Origin of the sequence: Pirellulimonas nuda (assembly GCF_007750855.1) — a bacterium.
GTDB lineage: Bacteria > Planctomycetota > Planctomycetia > Pirellulales > Lacipirellulaceae > Pirellulimonas > Pirellulimonas nuda.
In genome coordinates, this window is the sequence record NZ_CP036291.1 from 4,924,794 (window position 1) to 4,944,733 (window position 19,940).

The window sequence follows — 19,940 nt, forward strand, 5'->3', positions numbered from 1 at the left end:
CCCCCCAATTGTGTTGTTAACAACAAACTCTCCACTTCGCTCAAGTAGTCTTGGACTCCGCATCCGGCTTGGTCTCTGCCACCCACTCTCGTATCGAAACGCTCGAACTTGAGTCCTGGCACGTCTACTTCGGCGGAAGCACTGAACCAGACGACCCAGAGCAGACCTCCGACCCCTCATCCACGCTTAGCTACGCAGGCGCTTCCCACGCCCGCTACTCCGAGACCACCACACGCAGCGGCGAGGACGTCTCCACCATCAACGGCGGCGTTGTGACCCAGTCGCCGCGTGTCGAGACAGATGCCACAGCCTGGCTCTCCGGCGCCAGCCAGCAGCGGGTCGATTATTTCTACCCCTACGCTAGCGGCCGTGAAGACTCGGGCCAAGACACGCTCGCCGAGCAGTACCTCTACGAGGCGACGCTCCATGTCGAGACGGACAACCCCGGCGCCACCAACGAGAAGAGCAAGTTCTCGCTCAGCGAGTCGCTCACCACCGCGTTCCAGCAGCATGGGTCCGGCTCAAGCGTCGTCGGCGTCGTCGATGACCCCGCGGGGGACTGGAGCCGCACGCAGTTCAGCTACCACGCCAATGGCGAGCAGGGAGACCGCGTCAGCCTGGTCGGCACGGCCGCGTCGGAGGAAGTCGGCGGCGCCGTGGTCGAGTCGCTGCACGCGGTCATCGTCGCCTCGTCGTACGTCAACCTCTCGGGCGGGGGTGAAACCAGCGGCAGCGACTACCGGGTCCGGCTCGAGGCCACCGAGGTCGCCTACGAGAACACCACCGAAACCACGTCGGGCTACTCGTTCACCGCGTCGGCTGCTTCGAAGCTCAACGCGACGATCGACGAGGTCGGCGAGCGGTCCGTCGTGCAGGGGACCGCCGAGAGCAGCAACGACTACCAGGGGACGCAGACCGGCAGCGTCGACGGCGACGAGACCCGCACCGACGACGGCGTCGCGACCGACACCACCTTCGGCCTTCGCACCGCGGGCGAATCGGCCTCCGGCGGGAGCGTCAGCGCCCGCTTCTACCGCGACAACGACACCAGCCGCTCCAGCGGAGACTTCCGCTCGTACGCGTCGGCCTCCGCCACAACGGCGACGCAGGCCTACGGCACGACCAGCGAGCCGATCGAAGGAGAAACAGAACCACTCGTCACGCCGTTCCGCAGCAACGAGGTGCTCGCAGCGACGCTCAGCGCGTCCACCGAGGGGGTCTTCGAACTCGACGACCGCGTGACGACGGCCAACCCAAACGGGATCAGCCGTAGCGAGGGGCACGCCAAGCGGCTCGAAACCACGGATGTCAAATCGACCGACTGGCAAGGCCTGTCCGGCGACGTGGAGGTGGCGGCGCTGCTGGGCGAAGGCTATGTGGCGCTCGCCATCCTACCCCAAGCGAGCTACGCGCTCTCAAAGCGGACCTCAAGCAGCCGGGACGAAGAGGACTACGAGTTCCTGGATGAAGGAGAAGGGGCCACGCGTCAGGGGACGTTCGAGTCGTCGCGGCGTGGCTCGGTCGAGACCGAGTCGTTTGTCCACGCGATGGGCGCCGGCCAGGCGGGGGACGGCTACGAGCAGAAGGACCGCGCCAGCAGCGGGGGCCGCTACTCGGCCACAACGGCGGGTGCGTTCGTGAGCACCGATGCAGGGAGGAGCGCCGACGCGGCGGTCGAGGAGCTTTCCGAGACTTGGTCGAAGACCAAGTACGAACTGGGCGCGAATGGGACCGAAGACGGGACCACCACCTACCTGCAAACCGGGCTTGAGACCGGCGCCTACGCCAGCGAATCCTCCCGCGGCCTGGTGACGCTGGAGGACGATGCAGTCACCACCGCGGCGATGGACGTCGTCTTCGAATCGATGAGTCAGGCTGTGGACGTGCTGGACGTCGACTCGTTCACCAAGACGCGCGTGGTCGACGGCGGCAAAACGAACGACACGGTCGCGATCTCGGACTACCGCTCGCAGACAACCGTGGGGGCGTCGTCGACGGGCGAGGGGACGTCCACCCAGTCCGGGGGCCAGACCACGAGCAAGCTCGAGGTCGGGAGTGTGCAGACGGCGGACACCCACGAGCGTTCCCGCGGCACAACGAACATCGAGACGACGGTTGAGGAAAGCGGGGCGGTCACGTTCACCCGCACCGAGCAGTACCAGTCGGACAGCACAACCCGCGCCGGCAGCCGCACCACCGCGGCCGGCCCTGTCACCAGCGGGCCGACAGGGACGTCGAGCGACATGACGGTCACCACCACGGCCACTGGTGAGGTGAAAGACACGCTCACGTGGAGCGACACGCGGGTCGACGTCGACCAGGACGGCAACGAATCGGTCGCCGAGACGGGCACGCGGACCGACAAGGCGGGCAGCCGCCGCGAAGCGACGCTTGACGTTACTTCCACAACCGACAGCCGCTCACGCAGCGACGGCGAGTTCAACGTCACCAGCAAGGCCGACCTCTACCTCGACACCCGCACCGACTACACCTACCCCACCTCCGGCGGCCGCACCAAGACCCGCACCAGCACCGGCCACGTCGACCAGAGTGAGACCGTCTCCGCCAGCGGCAATGTTCGCGACGACCACGGCCAGACAACCGTTGAGTTGAACGGCGATCCAAAACGCACCCAGTCGGGCGACTACGACTTCGGCGACGAGTCGACCAGCAGCAAAGCGGTTCAGGGCGCCGGCGAAGGGGAAGGCTCGTTCGAAAAGCAGAAGACGACCGAGAAGCTCACCGGCGGCTTCGGCAAGCCCGAGAAGGCAGAGATACTCGACGAGTCCCTGCTCCGGGAGCTGGATGGCCCGGCCCGGACGTACGTCGACGACCAAGGACGCACGGTGACCCTCACCAGCACGGACGAGGGGGAGGGCCGCGTCACCCAGTCGGTCCTCCGCGAGTGGGACCGGCGGAATGAGACATCCTGGTCGACGATCGCGCCCTACGTCAACGACGATGCCGAGCCCGGCTGGGAAACGCACGAGACCTACAGCCGCGATACCGACACCGGACGAGAGTCGGCGACGACGAAGATCAAAGGCGACCTCCGGACGCTGGACCTCGAGTCCACCAGCCGCTTTGAACACGCCGACGGCAGGATCGATCGCTTCGAAACCTACCAAGCTGCCACGCAAGACAAAGCACAACGCTACGAGTTGATCGAGGATTCGACTGAGAACTACCTCATCCGCGGCTTCGTCTCGACGTACGACGCCGAGCACACCGAGACCAACGGGCTCGCGACCCTCGGCCGGTTTGAAGCCCAGAGCCTCCGGTCTACGTCCGACGGCACGAAGCAACGCGATCTGTGGAACGAGATTACCCCGGAAGGGGGAGAGTCTTACATATGGGAAGAAACCCGCCGCGACTCTGGGACGACGAAAACGGTCTTCATCGACGAACCGGGAACTTACTTCGACTTCGTCGATCAAGACGGGGCGACCCAGCGGTCGCAGAAGGGCAAGTACACGACGGTCGAGACGACGACCACCTACGGCTCCACCGACGTCGATGTTCCCGATTATTCGCTCGACATTCAGGTTGCGCATCACCCTTATTTAGTAAATGGTGTTAGTAGTGGAATTGGCCACGGAACCGACACTCGCGAGGTCCGGCGGACGATCGAGCACGTCGATGAGACAACCACGACGGTCCGCTACTCCCCGGAAGAGACTAGAACGCTCAGCAAGGAAGTCCGTGGATGGGACCATCGTCGCGTCGCGATCGATCACACCTTCGAGAGCGATTCCGAACTCGGAGAAGTTGTCGGCTCGGGCCAGCGGATGGTGCGTGAGTACAGGCTCGATAAGTCGGACCCTGACGCGAGCTATGACATTCTCGACATCCACGTTTCGATCAATGTCCGGGAAGGCGTCACGCCGTTTCAGGTCACCCTTCTCCACGGCGACGGCGGCGAGTTTGAGGGAGAATGGATCGAGTCGAACTGGGACTTCGACCCGTCGCTACCCACCAACCTCGTCCTGGGCCCCGGCGTCACACAGTACGGCTCGACCGGCGAGCGAGACCCATCCGCCACGTTTGCCCCGCCACCGCCACCGACGCCGATCGGGGCGGGGGTGACGAACCCGGGCATCCTCGAAGCATTTGTCGGCGGGCTGGCGTTTGGCGCCGTGGAACTGGCAAACGCTGCTCCTCTGATCGACCTCGACGAAACCGCCAATCGGCTGGCCGATCGGGCCGGCGTTCCGGAATCGACCCGCACGCAAACCCGTATTGCAGCGAACGTAGGCGTCGGCGCCGGCCTTACGGTGTTTGGCGGCGGCGCGAACTGGCTGGCACGCGGGGTAGCGCTCGCCGACCGCGCTGAGGAGCTAGGCGACCGAGTTGAACTAGCGGGGGACATCGTCCAGAATGGCTTCACGACCCAGAACACCGTGTCGCTGATGCTGGAGGCGGCCGGCGTGGGGCCGAGCGTGGCGCGCCGCGCCACCGACGCCGTTCAGGATGCGGGCGCCAAGACCCGTCGACAACTCAACGCGGCCCAAGCGGAGGTAGACGCCCCTCGCAATAAGCAGCCGGAAGTCAATAGTCCCTGCGGCGCCGGGGGGGCGCTCGGCCACCTGCACGTCGCGGCCGCGACAGGGGGCGGGGACTGCAACGTCCCACCCCGCCCCAACGCGCCCAGCGGCGCCGGGGCGCCGCAAGCGGCGGAGGTTGTTGCCCCAAAGAAAGTCACGGTTAAGAGATCGCAGCACCCGGAATCTGCTCAGCATATCGAGGATGCTCAACGTGCCGGACATCCAAAGGAACTTACGCTTGACAGAGCGAATGCTGACGCAAATCGAGCAGAGTCGCTGAGAGGCATCGACAAGGTCAAGGGCAAGCAACTTGACGAATATCCACCGGCTTTCACCAAAGAAGGTGGCAAAGGTGCCAGCGTCAGGCCGGTCGACCCCAGCGACAATATGGGGGCGGGAGCACGTATCGGCAATTTGTCACGAGGGGTACCTGACGGTGCGAGAATCATAATCGAGGTGGTGGATTAAATGGCATCTTTTACGGTAAGCGTATCCTACTCCCAGATCGCCGCATTCAATGGCGAACTGGAAAATCCGTTCAATGACTGGACTGACCAGCACGTCGCCCAAGGCTTCAGTTGGCGTCCCGAATCAGTTTCGTTCAAAACTATGTTCGAGGCTGGACCAATATCCGTCGAAGTGCAGATGGCTGATGACTTGCCGACGCCTTCAGGCACGAGGGCAATTGCGGTACCCTTCACTTGTCCCGAGGCCGGCAAAGTTGAAATTGCCTCGATAGCTGACGGCCGAGAAACCAACATTCCACCGGGTAGTTATCAACTTCTCTTTGAAACGGGGTTGCGAGACAATACCAACTGGTGCCGCTTCACGTTCATCCCCAACGGCTCAATGATTCCACAAATCTTGATACCAGATCAAGGAGTTAAGAAGTCGGATCATCCACTTGTTATGGACGCCAAGCCTGCGTGAACCACCTCACCACCCCATCAGAATCACAGCACGCTCTCTGCCGATAGGGCGGTGCGTTGCCCCTGTAATCGGCCTTCTCATCACCGCGCGGATAAACCCCTCCCCCCACCTCACCACCTCAATCGGACCACGGGTTGTTACGCTTTCGGACTTGCGCTTCGCCGAGGGTGAAATAGAGTTGAGTAACCGGCAACTTTGTTTCACTAACTCACGAGAGTGACACCATGCGAGCGATTGCACCGGATGAGGTGAAGGGGCTGATTCATGCCTGCCGACCAACCGCGTTGCGTGACAAGGGACTCATCGACCTGATGTACCACTCGGGACTGCGGGTCAGCGAGGCGTTGGACCTGCGGCGGAGCGACATTGACGGCAACCGTGTAACCGTCCGCTGCGGCAAGGGCGGCAAGCGTCGCGTGTCAGCCCTGACGACCACCTACGGCTGGTTTGAACTCTGGCTGGCTCAGTCAGGCGCCTGCGGCGAGGATTACCTGTTCACCACCCGCACCGGCCAGCGGTTGGCCACGTCGCACGTGCGGCGGCTCTTGTCGAAGCTGGGCGCCAAGACGGGCATCGACACGCACCCCCACGGCCTGCGACATGGCCACGCCGTTGCTCTCTACGAAGCCGGTCTGGACCTGGCTGGCATCAGCCGTCAGTTGGGCCACGCGGCGGACGAATGCGTCGACCCCCTCGGGGGTGTTGGCGACGACCGTGTGCCGGCCGGTCTTGGAGTCGAACACGTCCAGCTTCGCCTTGGCGACATCGATCCCGATCACGTTCTTGTCTTTCATCGTTATTCCCTGGATAGTAAGTACGAGCTCGCGGCACGCACGCCGCGGCTCCCCCGGCTGTTCGGGTTAACAACGAAAAAGGACCGGCGATCTTGATGTCCCACGACGTCTAGGCGTCTACCCAGCACGATCTGCCGAGTCCGTGCGCCCACCGGGGCAAGCCTCCGGTGGGCGGCTTTTTCAGTCTAATTGCCTCCGGCGTTCTCTCCTGAGCCGGCCGCCGATCGGGTCGCAGCAGCGACCTCCGTTCCGGCTCGACAGAGGGGGGCGCCCCTCCGCCTTCGCCCTCGCATCGGCCCCTCGATTGGGCGCAGGGCCGATGCGAGGGCGAAGGCGGAGGGGCTAAACCCACTCCCAAGAAAGAAATCAAGCAATCAAACGACAGGTGCAGTGCCTTAGGTAAGACACTACCCAGCCAGCAGTCCACCGCTCCGATCGCCGCAAAACGTTACTTGCAAGTGTTATGGTGATTCGGCTGGGACGGTCTTGGATAGGTATTCCCGACTCGCAGGATGGCAGTCCCCATGCACGGCGACTAACGCCGACGGCTCGAAATCAGGCTCGTAAGTAGCCACCCGGTCGCGGACAATCTTGTGTCAATCGTTGATCGAGTGCGGGGGGGCGCCACGGTGGGGCCTCGTGGTCGTTGCTGCGCGGTTGGCGCGGTTTTGTCTAAGGAGTTTGAGATGACGGATTTTGTTTGGGTTGTGTCCGATCGGGAGGGTTTCTGTTCCCTGTTGTCGCTTGCCGCGACCCGCGTCGCCCCCGCTGCGGAGGGGACAGTCAAACGGGGCGGCTCTGCAAATGCCCGGCAAACGGCGGGTGGCACTGCTGGGGTGCCACTGTCTGGCTTGCCAGCAGTGCGAAGCGGGGACCCACCTACCATTCCGGCGGACGCCAACTCAAGGTGGCTTACGAACCGTTGCCAGAGTTCTCGTCGAATCCGGAGGCCGATCGATCCGCGGGAAACTCATTCAACACACCTCCCTTGCCAGCGGTCCGCTTCGAGCGATCTGGCCCATCATTCCCCGCCATTCTCGTAGCAAATAGCCACCCGCTGTGAGACAATCTCCCACGGCTAGCGGCGCGCGGCCCGGGGAGTCCCCGGGCAGATGCGGCCGGCGACGCATGCGCGTTAGGGTTTGCAGCGGAGGGTGTTTTGGATGTCTGGAAGTTGCGCCCACATTTGTCCCGCAGGTGTCCACTTCGGGGGGCCCGGTGTCCCGCAGCGGGACACAAAATCCCTGCTGGCGGGTCGAGAACCCCCGCCATCGTGGGGGTGGGTCGGAGTCGTAGGTCGCGTTTCGCGGGGGTTTCGAGCGATCGGGGGGTTATGACCGAAAACGAGATTGGGGGGGGGCGGGGGACAAAAGGACAGAAGTCAAAACGGCGATCCGCTTGCGATGCGAACGAATCAACCCACTACGGACCGCAACCGCACAAGCAGCACGCAGGCAGTCTCCAGATCCAAGGCATCGACCGCGAGCGCCTCGACCAGCAGCCCCTCGTCCAGGTGCTCGTCGAGCTTGCGGGTCTGCTTCGACGGCAGGCGTGCGGCCAGGCGGACCGGGTCGAGCGACGATGCATCGACGCCCGCCAAACGACGGGCCGAGTCTGCGGCGCTGGCGGAGAGCTCGACCGCGATCTTGTGGTCGGCGGAGACGAGCCTCGCCGCGTCGGCGATCAAGCAGAGCGTGCGTTGGGCCTTAGTTCCGGTCCAGGTGAACCACAAGCAGGAGGGCGGCGACAGCGGAACCAACGAGCGCCGATCGATCCCCGCCTCGCGGGCGGTGAGGCGGGCATCGGTCAGCAGCCGGGCGCCGGTGGAGTTCAAATACCCGCAGGGGCGGTCGTCCAGCAGCACCAGCCGCATCGCGTCGCGCACCCGCGGGTGGACCTCCCCGCCGCCGCTGGTGAACATCGGGGGCTTGCTCCCCTTCGCGGGGCGGACGACCACGACCCGCCGCTCGTCCTCGATCGCAACCACCCGCCAGCGCCGCCCGGCGAGCAGGAAGCAGTCGTCCAGGTTCGGCAGGTCCGAGGCGGGGAGCAGGCCGATGAGCGAGCTGCCGTGATAGACGCTGTAGTCGTCGGAGGCGGCGAACGCGCTGTAGAAGGAGTAGTGGCCGGTGAGCTGCTCCCCCTTGGGCGCCAGGATCAGGTCGCCCCCTTCCATCTGCTCGATCAGCCCGCGCTCCCCCAAGCTCCGCAGCACCCCCGTGAACAGCCGCGTGTCGATCGCCCGGAAGGCGCCCCGCTTGCACAGCGCGTCGTACAGCCTGCCGGCGGGCCGGCCCCCGGTTTCGACGTCGGCCTGCTGGAGCACGCGTGCGTGCTTGGCTGCGGCCCGCCCATCTCTTCGACGCTTCCGCGTCCGACGTGTGGCCCTCCCCACCGGCCCCCACAGGCAGCCGCAAGACGCCCAAGCGTCCGTTAGCTGAAAGGGGCCAGTAGTCCCTCAGGGAGGTCCCTTCACGCGTGTGGGTGAGCATGCCGGCCGCACTTCACGCCCTACCCCCCAGGCGCCGCCCAGCGGGCCCGACCCAGCCGCACGACGCTCCGCGTCCCTGGGGCTGCGGCGGCCCGGGAGGCGCCTAGCAATCCCACCCCCAGCAAAACACACGGCACGAGACCGCTGCTAGACTGAATACAGCGCGCGACATCGCGAGCCGAAGTACGCGAGCAATGAAAAGGAATCCGCGATGAGCGATCGTTGGCCGGCGTTCGAACCTGCTGTTCGCCCTTGGCTGGAACCCGAAGACGATCCGGCCCTGTGGTCGGTCGTGGTCAACACCCTCTATCACGACGCGGAATTGCTCTGCGGCTCAGCAGCTTCGGGGCGGGTGCTGACCCAACTGGGTCGCTGCTCCCACTGGCTCCGCCCGCACCAGACGCGCTGGACCGCGGACGGCGGGTTCACTTGGCCGACCGGGTACGCGGGCTCGCAGCACAGCCGCAGTGGCCTGCCAGAGTTCGACTGGTTTGCCCAATGGGAGTGGCGCCCAGAGTCGAACACCTGGAGCGTCTCGGAAGGGGAGCCAGGTCCCAGGCAGTGCGTGTTCCGCATTGCGATCCCCGCACGGACGCACCGCCATCGCCAGGCCGCGGTTCACACCTGTTGGCTACCAGGCCCTCCTGCACGGCCGAGGGCGCCGCTGACGCAGTTCTACGGTTTCCGGAAGCAGCCGCAGTGGCAGTGCACCGCGTATTTCGCACATCCCAATCAGCGAGCGTATGACCTGGCGGCGAGCCAGAATCGCTCGTTAGGGGTTCGGGCCTGAGCGTCCGGGATTTGGTGCGAACCGAGGAGGGCGTGCGTCCAGCGAGGTCCAAGCCGCCCGGGGTGGCCTCCTGTCTTGCTCGGTGAGACACGGTTCCCCCCGAAGGCGCCTGCCAAGACAGCCGGCAAGACAGGGGCAGTAAACATAAGCCTCTGCTGCGTAATCGTTTACGGCGACCGCTGTCGGCCTGTCTTGCTGTCTTGCGATTCCAGCATCAGATACACCCACTAGGGCGGGGGAATAAGGGAAACCGCCACCCACCATGGGGGGCATTTCAATATTTCTATAAGAAAATAAGACAGAGAAGAGAGAACCCCTTGTTTTATAGGCGAAATGCTGTCTTGTCCGTGTCTTGTTTGTGTCTTGCCGCTGTCTTGCCGCTCCGATCGGCAAGGCAGCCCACCAGGTGCTCAACTCCCGCGGACTGGGGAAGCGGGGGGGCTGTCTCGTGGGCCGGCCACGGCCCTGATGCAGGGGCTGAGTTGGGGAACAAGTTTCCCATTTGCCCGCTCCGTTGACGCCTGATCGGGCAGCTTCGGCAGTCGATGGAATAAGGGGCCGCCCGGTTCCCGGCGCCCCACCGCGGCACCTTTCGCACGGAGTTCCCCTGATTGAACCGGTAAGTGCCGCCGGAGCACGTCGACACAAAGTCGAAGGGCCGGGCAAGCGTGCTCCCTGGAGCACTCCGGCGCCGAGCGTGGCGTGGCCGAGGCCCCAGCCCCCTGGAGCAGCCGACGCGGATAGAAATGCCAAGCCCCCGGGCACTCGCGTGAAGGGACGCCGGAGGTTCAACAACAGAACGCTGGGAGTACGTCTCCACCGGACTCGCCGCAGCCTCCGTATGACTCGCATCTTGTTGTTAACAACAAACTCTTCGCCCGCTCCAGCAGTCTCGGTCAATTCCGGGGGCAGATTGAGTTCGGACCGGACCTCAAAAACAAGTGCTCACGGGTATGCTTTCGACGCTGCTTGTCGGCGGATTAGCCCGGAGAACGGTCTCACGTCGCGTCGAACGGGCCCCAACACCATGCGGTGCGAACGGCCAGCGTGGCCTTCGAGGTCGAAACCGGCGCCTGAGCTGCGTTTCGAGTCCAATTGTTACCACGCGTTTCGAGCGAGGAAACAAGCCTTTTCTCGCGTTCAGCGGCTCCGGTCGCCGAGCGTCCTCAATTCAGTGGCCACCGAATCGATCGCCAATCCGGCCTCCAGAACAAGGTCGAACTGGCCGCTGGGCGCCTGGCAAACCTGCGTTTGGTAAAGTTCCGCAACTTTCTCGCGGTAAGGTTGGCGGCAACACGCCCCCCGAGCGGTTTGGCCGCGGGGTAGCCGCACTGCTAGGCCGAAGCGTCCCGCCCGTCGCCGAGCCAACCTCAACCGCGTCGACCGGAGAGACGCTCGCTGCCCGTGGATGCCGCCGTCAGCGGGACGGGTCGCTTCCTATGCCTGTGGTGATTCTTGGATAGTCGGGTGGCGCCGCCAGGCCAGAGGGCCGCCACAGGCCCCCCACGCGCCCGCTGTGGCGCAGCTGGGCCCATGTGCGGTTGGGAGGGCGCTCGGGGGCCACAGTGCGCCTATGCGCGCGCAACGCGCTGTGGGCGCAGATGGCCAATTGACGGCCGTCGCGAACGTCTCTCTCCAAGGCGCCCCCCCACGGGCCTGGTCGGTCCCGGGAAGCACCCGCAGGGATCAGGGCGCACCCGCACGTCTCGACCATCGACGGCCAGCGGTAGCCACCCGGTGCGTGGCCACCTCGACCAACTCCGCACGTGTTAGGTGTCGGACAGGCCTCACCTCGGGCCAGCTGCATGGGGTGAGGCGGCTGCTGCCTACCCGGCGGTCCGTCTTCTACGCCACCGTGCGGCAAAGGCGGCGGCGCCAGCCAACACGCTGTACAGGCCCAAGCCCCTCGGCTCTGGAGCCGCAGACATGTCGGCCCGCCAAGCCTCAACCTGGCCTGCTGGGTTGGCGCCGTAGCCGACGATCACCTTGCCGTCGGCAGAGACGCCCGTCGCTCGTTGCAGACGCCATCCTGTGAGGTCGACGCCGGCGTCCGTCAGCGCGTCCGCCAGGCTCCGCATCCCGCTGTCGGCATCCCAGATGAAGGCGCCCTGCCAGAGATCACAGCTCCTGAAGTTCGGTCGGGGCCGCAGAAGAGCCGGCCGAAATGACCACCGCCCAAAGCGGTGCTAGTCGCCTTGTCCGAAAGGGGTAGGCTATCGCACGCTTGGCGCAGCTTCACGTTATTCTTGGCCGGGGGGGATCAGCCATCTGCTTCAACGCGACGTCCAGTCTGATGGCGGGGGGATGCGCGTACGGCGCGGCCGCCTATCTCTTGCGTCGCGATCACCCGCGACTCAGGTGGGGCGGGGTCGCGTTGATGGGGATCACGGCGATGCAATGGGTCGAAGGCCTCCTGTGGCTTGATGGCCCCCGGCCCCACGGAACGCTCAATCACCTGCTTACGGTCGGCCTGATCCCGCTGGCGCTCTTGGGGCAAGCGTGGGGACCGCTGTTCGGGTCGATGTTCGCGCTGCCGCTGCGTGGACGGCGGTTGCTGCTTTTTCTCGTGCTTTCGGCGGGATTGCTGTTCGTCACGTTGGCGCGCATCGCCTACCACCCGATGTTCACGCAGGTTACTCCCGGAGGGCACCTGAATTGGTGGTCCCCACGCAACCCGCCCGTTTATGCCGCCTGGGCGTACTTTCTTTGGGCGTTGGTGATCGGCGCCCCGTTTCTGCTCTGGTGGCGCCCGTTTTGGCAGGGCCTGGTGATCGTTTCGTGGGGCTGGCTCTGGGCCACCGTGGGTTATCTGATCAGCGACAGCGCGGCCAGCTACTGGTGCTTCTTTGTGACGTTCTACGCGGCCTTTGTCCTGATCTACGCCTTCATGGTGAAGGATAGTCCCACGCCGCCGCCGCCGCCGCCGGGCCCACCGGCCGACCCGCCGTTGCAACGTGGTGGGTAAACCGGTTTGAGCCTGCCCAGTGGCCCGGCCCCAAGGCGCAGCGACGCGCTGATCGAGAAGGGGGTTGCGGACTAGGTCTGCCACGCGGTCGCGGCGGTCTCGTCGGTCGGTGTGCGGAGCTGCGCGCCGGAGCCGAAGCGTGCGGAGCAAGCCCGCCTGAGCGCCGGGCCCGTTGAGCAGCAACACGCGGTGAGCGAGAGCCGACGCCGGCGGGCCACGACGCACTTGGCTGCGGGGGATCGACAAGTGCGAAAGTCCGCCGAAGGCGGGCGGATGTCGGCGCTGGTGCGGAACCTGGGCTAGGTGATGCGGGAGCTGATGGGTGTCGGCGCCCCGAAGAGCCTGCAAGGTGAAGTGGGCTCCGCCACGCTTACGCGTAAGCGCCCACCAACACCATGTGCCCCGCGAGTCGGCCGCCAAGGCGACCGTGCAGGAGTGGGTTCCCCGGGGAGACGCTTCATCAGGGGCTGCGTCCGCAGGCGCTTAACGCTCTTGCCATGGTCGCCACCGGCCAAGTTCCTGTGCCCCCAGACACGCCTTATCCCTCTACTTCTATCTAATAGACTATTAATAAGAGGACCCGGCGTATGCGGCGTGCACGGTAGGCGTGCGTGGCGTGAACGGCAGCGACCGCCGCAGCACGACGAAGGACGGGCCCGACTACAGCCCACCAGCGGGCAGGGTTGCCGCAGGCCACCATTGGGCAGCCGCGTTGTTGCGGGTTGAGCAGCCAGTTGGCGCCCGCGATCACTCATGCTGAGCGTGGCCCGGCGCACCCCCGCCCCTCAGAGCCCCACCAGGGGCCCCCACGCGCCCGCTGGGGCGCAGCTGGGCCCTGGTGGGGCTGGGAGGACGCTAGGCCGCCCCAACGCGCCTATGCGCGCGCAGCGCCCTCAGGGCGCACGTCCCACGTCGGCCCCCGCTGTCCAGTCAGCGACGCCCCATCCACGGAGAGTGCTGCCTCGCGGTCCACATCGTTGGTGGGTCGCCCACAGATCGGCAGCAAGGACGGGGCTCCGGGAGTAGCAATTTCTGTGAGTGAGACTTCGTTGCGACAGCAACGCCAGAAGCCTCACTCTTCTGGATTCTGGAATTTGGGTCACCGGTGGTACCTAGAAATGGACACTGGTGGTACTTGCTATTGCTCACTGGTGGTACCTGGTCGCGAGGCCATTGAATGGCGCCAGATGGCGCCAACACGCGATGCAGTATTGGGCCGGCAGTCACAGGCGGGTTACTCCACCACGTAGAGCCCACTCTCACGACCTTCGGCAGCATCCTCGCCGCTTCCCTGTCCCGACCTAGAGTCGGCCGCGGCCGCCAGAAGCCGATTGCACTCTCGGCTGGTGTATTCAACAGCTTGGTGTGCCTGTTGGGTTTGGGGAAGCGGAAGGGCTTCTGGACCTGGGTCGTAGAGAGGAGCGGGCGGGGAGCGCCCGTGTTGTTGCGGGGTTTGGCCCTGACCCCGATAGCGGCTGCGGCGAAGTCCTGACGTGCCAGCAGCGCACGACTCGCGACACGCAACACACGGAAGCTGAAGCAACTAGCTTTGCCGGTCAGACCAGAACGGGGCGGCTGGGCGTCGGCTTAGTTGCCGCCCCCGCGGGTGGGTCGTGGATGGTGAGCGCCCGCAGTTGGCCCGGCCTGGGGGGCGGGAACAGCAGGCTCGCCGCGTACCCCACCAGCATCGTGACCAGCGTCCCCACCGCAGCGTAGAGGAACGGGTGGATGTGCGTGTTGCGCATGACCCACAGGACCGTGGCGAAGCCGCACACGCAGCCCAGCAGGCTGCCCGCCGCGTTGGCGCGCGTGGTGAGCATCCCCAGCATGAACAGCCCGCACACCGCGCCCCCGAACAGGCCGATGATCGAGATGAACGTGTCGATCATGCTGGTCTGGTTCAGCACCACCAGCCAGCAGCCGATGGCGGTGCCCGCCGCCCCCAGTAGCAGCGTGAACGCCCGCGCCAAGAAGAGGTATCCGCGGTCGGTACGGCAGGCATGAAAGGGGACGAAGAAGTCGGTCACCAGCGCCGTGGCGGTGCTGTTCATGCTGGTGGAGATGGTCGACTGAGCCGCCGCGAAGACCCCCGCCACCACCAGCCCCGAGATTCCGACCGGCAGCTCGGTGGCGATGAACCAGGGGAAGATGGCGTCGGTCTTCATCCCGACGTCGAGCGCCGGCGGGTGGCTCTTGTAGAACGCGTAGAGTGCGGCGCCCATGACGAAGAACAGCAGGCTCCCGAACACCCCCATCCAGGCGGTGGTCCACATCGCTTTGCGGGCGTCACGCTCGTCTTTCGTGGAGACGTACCGCTGCACGACCGACTGGTCGGACGTGTACGAGTACAGCGACTGGAAGAACTGCCCAACGAACACCACCCACACCGCGGTGGCCGCGCCGCTGGAGAGGGAAAAGTCCATGTCCGCTAGGTGCAGCTTGCCGTCGTCGTAGGCGGTGCTGAACACCGCGGCGGCGCCGCCGTCGACGCGCATCAGGATCACCGCGATCGCCACCAGCAGCCCCCCCATCAGCACGATGGTCTGGATGGCGTCGGTCCACACCACGGCCTCCACTCCCCCCAGGGTGCAGTAGGCGATGCTCAGCAGGCCCATCACCAGCACGCACTGCATGACGGTGAGCGGCGTGACGGCCGCCAGCGCTAGGGCGGGCAGGTACATCACGATCGCCATCCGCGCCACTTGGAACATCACGAACTGGGCGCTGGCGAGCAGGCGGACCGGTCGGCTGAACCGCTTCTCCAGGTACTCGTAGGCGCTCGTGGCGTCGATGTGGCGGAAGAACGGTATCGCGACCCGCACGACCACCACCGCGATCGGGATGATCGTGAGCTGCGCCACGTAGTACCGCCAGTCGGTGGCGAACGCCTTGGCCGGGAGGGCGACAAACGTGATCGAGCTGAGCATGGTGGCGAAGATGCTCAGCCCCGCCACCCAGTAGGGAACGCGCCCCCCGCCGCGGAAGAAGTCATCGGTGCTCTTGGTGCGCGTCGCGAAGAAGACGCCGACCCCCAGCATCGCCAGCAGGTAGACGACCGGCACGCTGAGGTTCAGCGCTCCGAAGTCCGCCCTGGCGCCGCGGACGTTGAGCGTCTGGACCTTGTTGGTCCGCACCCCCGGGCGGACCTCGCCCGACGGGATCACCGCCTGATTGCCCCACCGCGTGACGCTGGTCGTGACCACGCCGACGGGCATCTTCCCTGCCCGGCGCCAGGTGTCGGTGATCGTGTGGTACGCGAGCACGTCATTGGGGAACGACGGGCGGTCCTGCACCGGCAGCCCGCCGTACCGCCCGGTCGATCCGCTGAACACCAGCACGTCGCTCTGCCCGGCGCCGATTCCGGTCGCCGCAGCGACCGGGCGGCGTTCGCCCGCGAACGCTTCCTTGCCGGGCAGGTCTCGGTCGTCCTCGAGCGCCGGAAGCTCGGCGATCTCAACCCACGCGTTGTCGACCGGGTCGTAGCGGTAGGCGTCGGTCAGACAGCGGGTGTTGGCCGCGTCCTCGGCCCCGTCCGGGAGGTAGCGCGGGTGCTCGCCGCTGATCAGGTACAGATTCTCTCGGCCGGAACCGAGCGCCTGGACCGCCGCGACGGCCTTGCGCCGCGCCAGGCCAGGATGGGGCGGGAGCTCCCGCCACGGCGTCTGGGGGTCCTTGGCGAGGGCCGCTAGGTCGAGCGACCAGAAGTGCTTTTCGTCGAAACGGTCCGCCCCTTCGGAGCGCGCGTCGGCGACGATGTACACGACGCGCCCGATCATCCCGCCGGCGAGGTAGCTCGCGGGCATCGGCAGCGGCGGGAGCGGCTCGGCAGCGACCCGCTGCTCTGCCGGGATCCAGCGCAGCCGGTAGACGTCGGGGATCGCGACGCCGTCTTCTTCGCCCCCCACGATCAGCACCCCTTCTGGGGTAGAAAAGCTGGCGCCGTAGGCGATGCGTCGCGGCAGCCGACCGGCATCCTTCCACTGGGTCTGGGGCTGTCCGTCCGGGCCCCTCTCGAGCACGAAGACCCGGTCGTGCCACACCTTCTGGCCCCCCTCCCACGGCGGGCCCTCGGGGAAGTTGGCGCCGCCGGCGACGATCAACGCGCCCGCGTGCTCGCCGGCCGCCGGGCCCCCAAACCCGAACGCGTCGGGGAGCGGGGGCAGCTCGCCCCAGACCAGCTCGGCAGCCGCGGGAGCGGCCAGCAAACCGACAAGAAAAAGCGATAGGAAGAGTTTCGTCATGCGGATCTCAAGAGAAGCGGTGGCTCAACACGTCACGTTTCGCCCCTCCCCTCCAAACAAGTCGAGGCGTTCTTGTTCGGGGCACGAAGGGGCGCCGGCCGATCGGTAGTGGAACTGCAACGCCCACCGCTGCCGGTCAGACCGGTTGGTCGGCGTGCCGTGCGGGAGAAGGCTGCTGAACAGCAGCGCGTCGCCGGCGTTCATCGGGGCGGCGGCCGCCTTGTACCCCTGGGCCGCCCACTCGCCCGGCAGGGTGTCGCAGACCTGCCAGTCGCGTCGTTGAAAGTGCGGGAGGGCGCCCCGCCGGTGACCGCCGGGGATCACGTACATCCCACCGCTCTCGGGCGAAACCTCGGTGAGCGCGATCCACACGCCGACGATCGGCGTATCGAGCGGCGCGTTGAAGTAGGCGTGGTCTTGGTGCCAGGGCTTCTCACGCCCGCGCGGCGGCTTGATCATCGCCATCTCCTGGAAGAGCTCTGCCGGACCGCCGACGAGCCCCTCCACCAGCCCACGCATCCGCGGGCAGTTGGCGATCTCCGCCAGCGGCGGGTGCCGGTCAACGAACCCCATGAACTTGCGCACGTACTCGGCGCGGACAGCGGGTTCGAGCTGCGGCAGCCGACCGGGCTCTTCGACGCCGGTCTGCCCCACCGCGCCCAGGCGGTCGCGGACCGCTCCTTCAAAGTACACCCCCTCACACCGCGGGTCGTCCGCCAGCCGCATCGCGGCCAACTCGTCGCGGGCCCGCTGCACTGCCTCAGGTCCGAAGGCGCCGCGCACCAGCAAGTAGCCTTGCTCGTGGTACGAGTCCATCGCGGCCGCCGGTTCGGCCGGCCAGCCCTCGACACTCGTAACATCATTGGGCGCCTGGTACAGCCAGTCGGGATGATTTTCGACTGCGTGTTCAAGCACGACGCGCATGTCAAACCCCGGCGGCGTAGGTGGCTGGCACTGAACTCCGCACGGTGCAAAGCGCCGAACGAGGGTTCTGGACTTGCTGTTCTTTTTCGCTTTGATTGGCTTAGATCTTCCCCGACGCCGCTAGCTCCTGGACTAACCGCCTGCGGTACTCCTGGTGCTTTGCTTCATCGACACGTGCGCTCTGCGAGTAGTAGATGAACCCGAGCGATCGCCGCTGACGGTTCACCGAGCGGTTGGCGCCCGCAAGGTGAACCGTCAAGGCATGGTGAGCCAACAGATCACCCGGGCGAGCGACCGCTGCAACTTCGCTTGCTGAGTCGGCCGGTCCGTAGTTGGCGATCGACTGTGAGAATCCAAGTGTGTCGCTGGGGGTGTGAGGTCGCATGCCCTGCCGGTTTGATCCCGGCAGGTAACGCACGCAGCCGTTCTCAGCGTCAACTTCGTCCAGTCCGAACCACATGGTAACCGCCTCACAGGGGTCCAGCATGAAGTAGAAGCCGTCTTGATGCGGCGGCGTTGGCTGCCCTACCCCTGGGGGTTTGTTGAAGTACTGCAGGTTCTTCGGCACGACCCGATCGCCGAGCAACTGCTCGGCAACTACTCGGAACGGGCCCTCGACGATGAGCTGCTTGAAGAACGGATCGTGGTCGTGCATCCGCTGGATCTGTTTCAGCGAAGTTCGATCACGCTTGTCCTCGTAGAATACCTCGTCGCTTGGCAGGGTCGGGACAATCTCATCGATAAAACGGGTCAGGTTCCGTTCGATCTCAGCCAGCTCCTCGCCGGCCCGAAAGCCCGGAAGTTGGACGTAGCCGTCGCGAACAAACGTGTCCCGGAGCGCGCCGCCATCAGGGGTCAATGCTTTCATCGGAATACCTTGAGTGCCAAGGCGGACAACCTGCCCGCCGATGGAAGAGAGTGGACTGGCGACGCGCCCCATCAGAGGAGCCATCAGTTTGACGATTGGTCCATTTGTGCCACGCGCCCGTCGAGGTCGTCGGGCTGGAAGCGGACCGAGACGACAGAGTTCTGGCAGTCGTCGTCGCGGTACTTGACGTAGGTCGTCGCTACGACGGTGCCGTCGGCAAGCACCTCGACCCCCGGGTAGCCACAATCGCCGGGCCGGCCGTAGTGGTGCAGCAGCTTAACGCGGTACCCCCCTTCGCGGCCTTGGGCGATATCGTCGTAGTCGCCGATCCAGGCCACAAAGTGCCCATCGGCGGGGCTCCCCTTGGCGCGGTCTCGGAAGCAGACCACCAGCCTGCCATCGGCGGTGTATGCGGCCGCGTGGCGGTCGCCGGTCAGCCCCCACGGGGTGTCGACCGGCGTGGACCAAGTCTCTCCTTCGTCGCTAGAGAACATCATCAGGCTACGCCCCTTGTGCGAATTCTCCCGCATCAAGCAGCAGAGCGTGCCGCCGTCGGGGGAGCGGACAATCCACGGTTCGCACGGGTTCTTGCCCTCGACCGCCGCGACGCGCCTCGCTTCGCCCCACGTCACACCGCCGTCGCGCGTGCGGGTCTGCCACACCGTGAGCGGCGGCCGGTCGTGGTCCCCTTCTCCACGGTGGTAAAGCCCGATGGACGAACCATCCTTGAGACGGGTCACGCTGCTGAATGTCATCACGCAGGGGAGTCCCAGGGGCTCACGTTCTTGCCAAGTGACGCCGTCGTCTTCGCTCACCACACGCGGCATCAGGGGGTGGGCCGCGAAGATCCACAGCCGCGCCTTGCCCTGGTCGTCGACGATCCGGTAAATGCTGGGGCAGTTGCGGTGCTTCTGGTACGCGTCGGGGAGGGCGTCGTCGATCCGGGTCCAGGTCAGGCCGGCGTCGTCGCTACGCGCCACCGGGCCGCACGGCCCGCCGTGCCCGAGGGTCCACGCGGCGAACATCGTCTTCCCGTCGGGCAGCAACGCTGTAGTGGGGTGTCCCTGGTAGGTGGTTGGAGTCCCGGCGGCCACGACCACGTGCATGCCGTTCTCCTTCGAGACGTCGAGCAGCGGCACCGGGGAGGCGGCCAGGCAGGTCAGTGCGGGCGTCAAGCCGAGCAGAATGACCGGGGTCACGGGACGGCGCCACCGAAGATGGACCGCACGGGCGGCGCGGGAGACAGGCGAGGAAAGAAACATGCGGCGCATCGAAAACTCCAAGAAAGCGGGCAGAAAAGGGGTGAACGAGAAGCAGTGAGCAATAATGTTGGCTCGCCAATAATATTACTTGCCACACAATAAGTTTTCTGGTAGCTTACGGCAAGTAGGCA

Annotated in this window: 10 protein-coding genes and 2 pseudogenes; 5 read left to right on the forward strand and 7 right to left on the reverse strand. The window is 65.7% G+C overall.

Features of this window, described 5'->3' with window-relative positions; all coding sequences use genetic code 11:
* Positions 1–50 precede the first annotated feature (50 nt).
* The 3 genes and pseudogenes from Pla175_RS19130 to Pla175_RS27275 form a co-directional block, all read left to right on the forward strand.
* Positions 51–5,012 carry a NucA/NucB deoxyribonuclease domain-containing protein gene (locus Pla175_RS19130; RefSeq protein ID WP_197526996.1) on the forward strand — a complete coding sequence of 1,654 codons (4,962 nt, stop codon included), beginning with the start codon at positions 51–53 and terminating at the stop codon, positions 5,010–5,012.
* Positions 5,013–5,474 carry a competence protein ComJ gene (gene comJ / locus Pla175_RS19135; protein ID WP_145289033.1) on the forward strand — a complete coding sequence of 154 codons (462 nt, stop codon included), beginning with the start codon at positions 5,013–5,015 and terminating at the stop codon, positions 5,472–5,474.
* Positions 5,475–5,698: 224 nt separating this feature from the next.
* Positions 5,699–6,097, forward strand: a pseudogene (locus Pla175_RS27275) (tyrosine-type recombinase/integrase); the annotation flags it as partial.
* Between the two features lie 39 nt (positions 6,098–6,136).
* Here the strand turns inward: Pla175_RS27275 and Pla175_RS27280 are convergent.
* Positions 6,137–6,268 (reverse strand): annotated as a pseudogene (locus Pla175_RS27280) (IS110 family transposase); the annotation flags it as partial.
* 1,414 nt (positions 6,269–7,682) lie between these two features.
* Positions 7,683–8,594, reverse strand: coding sequence for a hypothetical protein (locus Pla175_RS19145; protein WP_145289038.1), 912 nt, complete (start codon positions 8,592–8,594; stop codon positions 7,683–7,685).
* A 376-nt stretch (positions 8,595–8,970) separates the two neighbouring features.
* Here Pla175_RS19145 and Pla175_RS19150 point away from each other — a divergent pair, with 376 nt between their 5' ends.
* Positions 8,971–9,549 carry a hypothetical protein gene (locus Pla175_RS19150; RefSeq protein ID WP_197526997.1) on the forward strand — a complete coding sequence of 193 codons (579 nt, stop codon included), beginning with the start codon at positions 8,971–8,973 and terminating at the stop codon, positions 9,547–9,549.
* A 1,826-nt stretch (positions 9,550–11,375) separates the two neighbouring features.
* Here Pla175_RS19150 and Pla175_RS19155 read toward each other — a convergent pair.
* A complete protein-coding gene (locus Pla175_RS19155) occupies positions 11,376–11,627 on the reverse strand; it encodes a hypothetical protein (protein WP_145289051.1) in 252 nt (83 codons plus the stop codon).
* 314 nt (positions 11,628–11,941) lie between these two features.
* Between Pla175_RS19155 and Pla175_RS19160 the strand changes: the two genes are divergently transcribed.
* A complete protein-coding gene (locus tag Pla175_RS19160) occupies positions 11,942–12,514 on the forward strand; it encodes a hypothetical protein (RefSeq protein ID WP_145289055.1) in 573 nt (190 codons plus the stop codon).
* Positions 12,515–14,070: 1,556 nt separating this feature from the next.
* Here Pla175_RS19160 and Pla175_RS19165 read toward each other — a convergent pair.
* The 4 genes from Pla175_RS19165 to Pla175_RS19180 form a co-directional block, all read right to left on the reverse strand.
* On the reverse strand, positions 14,071–16,755 hold the full coding sequence (locus Pla175_RS19165; RefSeq protein WP_145289060.1) for a sodium:solute symporter family transporter: 2,685 nt from the start codon (positions 16,753–16,755) through the stop codon (positions 14,071–14,073).
* Positions 16,756–16,779: 24 nt separating this feature from the next.
* Positions 16,780–17,679: a phytanoyl-CoA dioxygenase family protein gene (locus Pla175_RS19170; RefSeq protein WP_145289063.1), complete on the reverse strand. Its 900-nt coding sequence runs from the start codon at positions 17,677–17,679 to the stop codon at positions 16,780–16,782.
* A gap of 100 nt (positions 17,680–17,779) precedes the next feature.
* The gene (locus Pla175_RS19175) at positions 17,780–18,631 is read right to left on the reverse strand and encodes a phytanoyl-CoA dioxygenase family protein (RefSeq protein WP_231953974.1); all 852 of its coding nucleotides are present in this window, start codon (positions 18,629–18,631) and stop codon (positions 17,780–17,782) included.
* The gene (locus Pla175_RS19180; RefSeq protein WP_231953975.1) at positions 18,631–19,746 is read right to left on the reverse strand and encodes a sialidase family protein; all 1,116 of its coding nucleotides are present in this window, start codon (positions 19,744–19,746) and stop codon (positions 18,631–18,633) included. The genes Pla175_RS19175 and Pla175_RS19180 overlap by 1 nt, the downstream gene beginning before the upstream one ends.
* Positions 19,747–19,940 lie beyond the last annotated feature (194 nt).